This window comes from uncultured Gimesia sp. (genome assembly GCF_937919775.1).
GTDB lineage: Bacteria > Planctomycetota > Planctomycetia > Planctomycetales > Planctomycetaceae > Gimesia.
In genome coordinates this window covers 1-5948 of sequence record NZ_CALFPF010000384.1, presented here as the reverse complement: position 1 = coordinate 5948, position 5948 = coordinate 1, and the positions used below count along the sequence as shown (strand labels likewise).

Below are 5948 nucleotides of genomic sequence, written 5' to 3'. Positions count from 1 at the left end.
ACTGCCGAAGTTGAGTCGCAGACAAAGAAAATATTTACCGAAAATGATCATCGCCGCTTTGACAAAATTGATGACTTTGTACAAAGTCTGGCAAAACTGAGAGGCCTGCGGGGAGACGTCATTTCTCTGCGCGATCTGCGTTATGTTGATCATAAACTTGTTGATCAACTGGAAAAAAGTGTCGGCGAGCGTACCGATAAAATGGCGGCGCGTTGTGTCTCGTTCCTGCTGAGAGAAGATGCCCTCAAGCCCTATGCGGATCGGATTACTGTCGCAACTGAGCAGATCAAAACCGTTGAGAAAGTCGCTGACGCACGGAAAGTGGAAAAAGAGATTGAGGCCAGTTCCAGCGAACTGGAAATGCTGATCGATATTGTCAGTAATCTTAAAGTGGAAGATACAACTCAGCGTACCGCGATCATCGATAACATTTCGACGAACTTTTCCCGGATTAATCAATCTCGGGCTGCTCTCAAACGCCGCATTAAGGAATTGATGTCGGTGGAAGGGGTGGCTGAGTTCAATGCACAGATCAAACTTCTGAATCAGGGCGTTGTGAATTATCTGGATGTTTCTGACTCTCCCGAAAAATGTGAGGACTTTCTCACAAAACTGATGATTCAGGTAGAGGAGCTCGAAGGACGGTTTTCGGAATTCGATGAATTCGTCGAGCAGTTGACGGAAAAGCGGGAAGAGATCTACGCCGCTTTTGAATCACGCAAGTTGTCGATCGTGGAAAGCCGTAATAAGCGGGCGAATTCTCTGGCGAAATCGGCTGATCGGATTCTATCTGGCATTCGCAGCCGTGCAGAGCAGTTGAAATCAATCAATGAAATCAACGGGTACTTTGCCTCGGATCTGATGATCGACAAAGTCCGGGATATCGTTCGCCAGTTGGGAGACCTGCAGGATACGGTCAAAGTCGATGACATTCAGGGCCGCCTGAAAAGTATTCGCGAAGACACCGTTCGGCAGTTGAAAGACAAACAGGAATTGTTTGTCGATGGCGAAAATATCATCAGACTTGGAAGTCGCAAGTTTACAGTGAATCGGCAGCCGCTTGACCTTACCACCGTCTACCGCGATGATACGCTGCAATTACATTTGACGGGAACCAATTTCTTTGAGGTCATCAAAGACGAACGTCTGCTGGCGACAAAAGAGGTCTGGAATCAGGACGTCGTCTCTGAAAATCGGGATGTGTACCGGGCTGAATATTTAACCTTTTGCATTTTAAAATCACTGGAAACCGATCCTGAGTATTCCGTGGACTCTCTTGCGAAATTATCGGATGCAGAACTCCTGGCGTTCATTCAGAAGTTCATGGGACCCCGTTATAGCGAAGGTTACGTCAAGGGGGTGCACGATCAGGATGCGCTGCTGCTGCTGCGGTCCCTGTTGAATGTCAAACCTGCACTGGGGCTGTTACGTTATCAATCGGCTGCGCGGTCACTGGCGTCTTTATATTGGGAGTATTTTTGTGATCCGCAAATCAAAACGCTGTTTGCAACCAAATTGTCCGGGTTTGGCAGGATCATGCAGGTCTTTCCGCAGACCGGGCAGCAACAATATTACATCAATGAACTGAAACAACAGCTCGCGCAGTTCGTTCAACAGATATCCTGCTTGGATCAGGCACTGATTTCCGAGTCCGCTGAATACCTGTTTCAGGAACTGGTGCGCGGAGATGCATTCGTTGTCAGCAAACGGGCAGCCGACCTGTATCAGGACTTCGAGAAATATTTAAAACACAATAATGCACTGGAACGATTGGAAGAAAGCCTGTCCGCCACTAACAAGAATCCACTTAATTGGTTCCTGTTGGCCAGAGACTGGACTCAGGCATTTCTGGATCACTTGGCTTCAGACGAAGATTTCGATTATCGGGACGAAGTCGCATTGCTGTTAATCAAAGGCAAACTTGATCGCAACTGCCTGATTGCTGCGAAAAATACGGAGCAAATCACAGGTCTGTCGGGTTCACATGTCCGGATTCAGAATGGCGTGTATCATCTGCACTTTAACCGTTTCATGAAACGGCTGTCCGAATTTGAATCGGTTTATGTCCCGCGGTTTCAATCCTATCTCGCATTAAAGAAACAACTGGTTGATACCTCGCGCGAAGCGATGCGGCTGGAAGAATTCCGTCCGCGGGTGCTGACTTCATTTGTTCGAAACAGACTGCTGGATGAAGTTTATCTGCCTGTGATTGGTGATAATCTGGCCAAACAGATGGGGGAAGCGGGAGAAAATAAACGCACCGACCGCATGGGCCTGCTGATGCTGGTCTCACCTCCTGGTTACGGTAAAACCACTTTGATGGAATACATCGCCAATCGCCTGGGCATTATTTTCATGAAGATCAACGGGCCGGCTTTGGGGCATCAGGTCACTTCGCTAGATCCTGCTTCCGCCCCGAATGCAGGCGCCCGGGAAGAAGTCAAGAAGTTAAACCTTTCGCTGGAGATGGGCGATAATGTCATGATCTATCTGGATGACATTCAGCACTGTAATCCGGAGTTTTTGCAGAAGTTCATTTCTCTGTGTGATGCCCAGCGAAAAATAGAAGGCGTTTATCAGGGTGAGACCCGCACCTATGATTTGCGGGGCAGAAAAGTTGCCGTCGTGATGGCGGGCAATCCCTATACAGAGAGCGGTGAAAAGTTTCAGATACCCGACATGCTTTCGAACCGGGCCGACATTTATAACCTGGGTGAAGTGATCGGCGAACACTCAGATGCTTTTGAGATGAGTTATCTGGAAAACTGCATGACTTCTAATCCGGTGCTCAATCAGCTTTCGTCGCGCAGCCAGAAAGATATCTATACCATCATTCAGATGGCGCAGGATGGAACCGGCGAACGAGGCGACCTGGAAGGCAATTATTCGGTGGAAGAACTCAACGAGATGGTTTCCACCATGAAAAAACTGATCCGCGTCCGCGATGTGATTCTGAGTGTAAACCGGGAGTATATCCGCTCAGCGGCTCAGTCTGATGAATACCGCACGGAACCCTCGTTCAAACTCCAGGGTTCCTATCGAAATATGAACCGCATCGCTGAAAAAGTGTATGCAGTCATGAACGACAAAGAACTCGAGACGCTGATTGTCTCCAACTACGAGAACGATGCCCAGACGCTGACCTCGGATACGGAAGCCAACTTGCTGAAGTTCAAGGAACTGATGGGGATTTTAACGGAAACCGAGTTACAGCGCTGGAACGACATTAAAAAATCGTTCCGGAAAAATCAGCAGCTCAAAAGTGTGGGGGGCGAAGATCGATTAGCCCAGGCGATTCTGCAGCTCAGCAATGTCGGCGAGGGGCTGCAGGACATTCGCGAAACGATGAATACCGGAATCAGTCGTCTGGCTGTAGGGAAAGAGAGCAACCTCGATCTGTATGCCAAAGACTTTGCCGAGCGTTTTCAGCATTTAACTGAGAGTCTGAACGCAATCCAGGCGGCACTTTCTTCGGGGACCAGAGATGTGACCTCGCTGTTTGAGCAGTCGTTGCAATCACGTTCGGCATCATCAGCGCCTGCTCCACAGGCTAAAGAACCAGCACTCACTCCTGACGACAGAATCACGGTCGTCAATAAAATCCCGCGATCACTGCTGAATGTGCTGGAAACACAGTTCGATCTAATGCAGGGCTGGCTGCAGCCACTGCTGGCTTCAACGCATGCGAATCAGGCCGAGTTTCAGGAGCTGAAAGAGCTGATCAACCGCTGCTTGACGGACTATAACGCGTTAATTAAACGCGTCGACGACGAGTAGCATTTCGTATCCATTGGAAAACTTCTGCCTCTTAAGAGTGAGGCCTGCTTAGGCGGGTAGAGGGGATCTGGATTAGTGGCTGTGGTTATGTTGACATCTGGTCCTGTGGTCTGTACTAAGGTGTGTATGGTCATGTGAATTATTGTCGAAGAAAGCCCGTATGATAGAGGTCTCAGGCTGTCATGGATTCATCAATCTTGCTGCTGGGGGTACCGGCATCGCTTTCAGGGTTTATCTGCTTCTTGTTTTTTGTCTTGCCTGTAAGCTTACTGATTGGCTCAGTGGTTTTGATTGCAGCCATCGGTTTGTTTAACAAAATTACCGTTCAAAATAAAAGGCGTTCTGAGTCCATTCCAGTACCTTCGGTACCTGAAGCGATGGGCATCGTGCTGGTTGCCTCTCTGATCAATATGGCAATTAATTTTGTATTGGGCTTCTTCATGGGCCTCGGGGGAGTGCAGTCTGAACTGGATATCGCTACCTATATGGATGCCATCGTGTTTCAACTGGTGGCATTCGTGATCACATTTTTTGTGAATTCCACCGTGTATTCCGCGATGCTGCCCACCACCTTTCTACGGGCAATGGGAGTGGCATTTTTCCAGATTCTGATCATCCTGATGAATGTTTTGATGATCGTTATCGTAGTAGTCGGTATTATATCTGTCTTTAAAGGGATGTAACGAGATTCTCGACCGGAAATAAAAACCATATCCTGCTGCATCGTGATGTAAAACGATGCAGCAGGACACGTTTCATTAAAGCGAAACGGATTACTGAATCTTCCCACGGCCCAGAATCGGCCAGACGACTTCCAGGCGGTCTTTGCGGAAGCCGTAAAAGTTCTCGTGCAGGATGGTCGTGAAGTCGGCGTAACCGGGGATCAATTCGATTTTGTCGCCGATTTTGAGATCCTGTGATTCGGGTCCCAGGTCAACGGCACAGTGTTCCGCGCTGAGGGATGTGACTTTCGCATCGGGCCAGGCTTTGACCAGCGGGAGCTGGAAGTCGGGATGCATGGTTTTACGCCCGCTGTCGAGCACCATGCGTCCTTTTTCAGGGCGACTGACGACGGTTGCCAGCACACTCAATGAATAATCGAGCCCCGTCAGACCGCACTTGTTAACGTACATCGGGTCAGCGAAGATGCCGCCTCCTGCCTGCAGTTCGGTGATGCCTTCGCAGTTGGACGTTATCTGATACGAGCCCGTTCCGCCGGCACTGACGATTTCGCAGGGGATGCCTTTGGCTTCAATGGCCGTCTTGCAGCCCACAAGCGTTCGCATCGCTTCTTCGATCTTCTCTTTTTTCTCAGCCTGATCCTGGATTTGCAGCAGGTGTCCTTCGTAGCCCATGATGCCTGCCAGTTCGACGCCTTCCAGTTTGTCGATGGCCATCGCCAGATCAAGGGTATCCTGCCCCGGACGCGAACCGACCCGATTGAGGCCGATATTGACTTCGGGCATCATGCGGCAGGTGACGCCGGCCTCTTTGCAGATCTTTGCCAGTGGTTCGATCTGAGCGTAATGATCACAGGCGACGATAGGGCTGGCGTAACGGCAGAGAGCAGCCACGCGTTCCCATTTCGTTTTGCCGACAATCATATTGGCAATCAGTATGTCTTTCACTCCGGCCGCGGCCATGACTTCGGCTTCAGAGACTTTGGCGCACGTCACGCCGATCGCGCCGGCCTGCATCTGCATCAGCGCGATGGCCGGCGTTTTATGACACTTTTCGTGAGGCCGCCACGTCTTGCCGCGGCTGGTGATATAGCCCGCCATTTTCTGAATATTTGATTCCATTATATCCAGGTCAATGCAGAGGATGGGGGTATCGAGGTCAAACTTGTGTGAACCAATCACAGACTGAGTCATGAGAATTCCTAAAATCCAAAAGATCATTGAACGCGTCAAAGTTGCATAACGAGATGGTACCGAAACCAGTTAAAAAACGCATGCCCACCGGTTGATTTCTTGAATTCGGACATTCTTCGAAAAACTTTTCCCACTGCGTTGACACTTCCCAAAAACCTCGATAAACTCCGCGTCCCCATTGAAGTTCCTGCTCTTGTTTGTCGATGAAAAGTGGACACTTATGAGCAGGCAGCTTTGATGGTTGATCTTTGACAAAATGGTTGGTGGCCCCAAATTTTAAGAGTGGAAGCCGGTACG

General features: G+C 49.5%; 4 protein-coding genes. 2 read left to right on the top strand and 2 right to left on the bottom strand.

Features of this window, described 5'->3' with window-relative positions; all coding sequences use genetic code 11:
• A partial coding sequence (locus Q0294_RS10580; RefSeq protein ID WP_299464558.1) for an AAA family ATPase occupies positions 1-3777 on the top strand: 3777 nt, incomplete at its 5' end.
• Between the two features lie 182 nt (positions 3778-3959).
• Complete coding sequence (locus Q0294_RS10575) at positions 3960-4460, top strand: hypothetical protein (RefSeq protein ID WP_299464555.1); 501 nt, start codon at positions 3960-3962, stop codon at positions 4458-4460.
• 90 nt (positions 4461-4550) lie between these two features.
• Here Q0294_RS10575 and Q0294_RS10570 read toward each other — a convergent pair whose 3' ends face one another.
• Both Q0294_RS10570 and Q0294_RS10565 read right to left on the bottom strand, forming a co-directional pair.
• Entirely contained in the window at positions 4551-5651 is a 1101-nt protein-coding gene (locus Q0294_RS10570) for a DSD1 family PLP-dependent enzyme (protein WP_299464552.1), read from the bottom strand.
• Positions 5617-5948, bottom strand: a 332-nt coding sequence (locus Q0294_RS10565; RefSeq protein WP_299464549.1) for a hypothetical protein, incomplete at its 5' end; no start/stop codon positions are given. The genes Q0294_RS10565 and Q0294_RS10570, both read right to left, overlap by 35 nt.

Coding starts and splice junctions, on each gene's coding strand:
- Q0294_RS10570 (WP_299464552.1), bottom strand. CDS start 5,651: ATGACTCAGTCTGTGATTGGTTCACACAAGTTTGACCTCGATACCCCC.
- Q0294_RS10575 (WP_299464555.1), top strand. CDS start 3,960: ATGGATTCATCAATCTTGCTGCTGGGGGTACCGGCATCGCTTTCAGGG.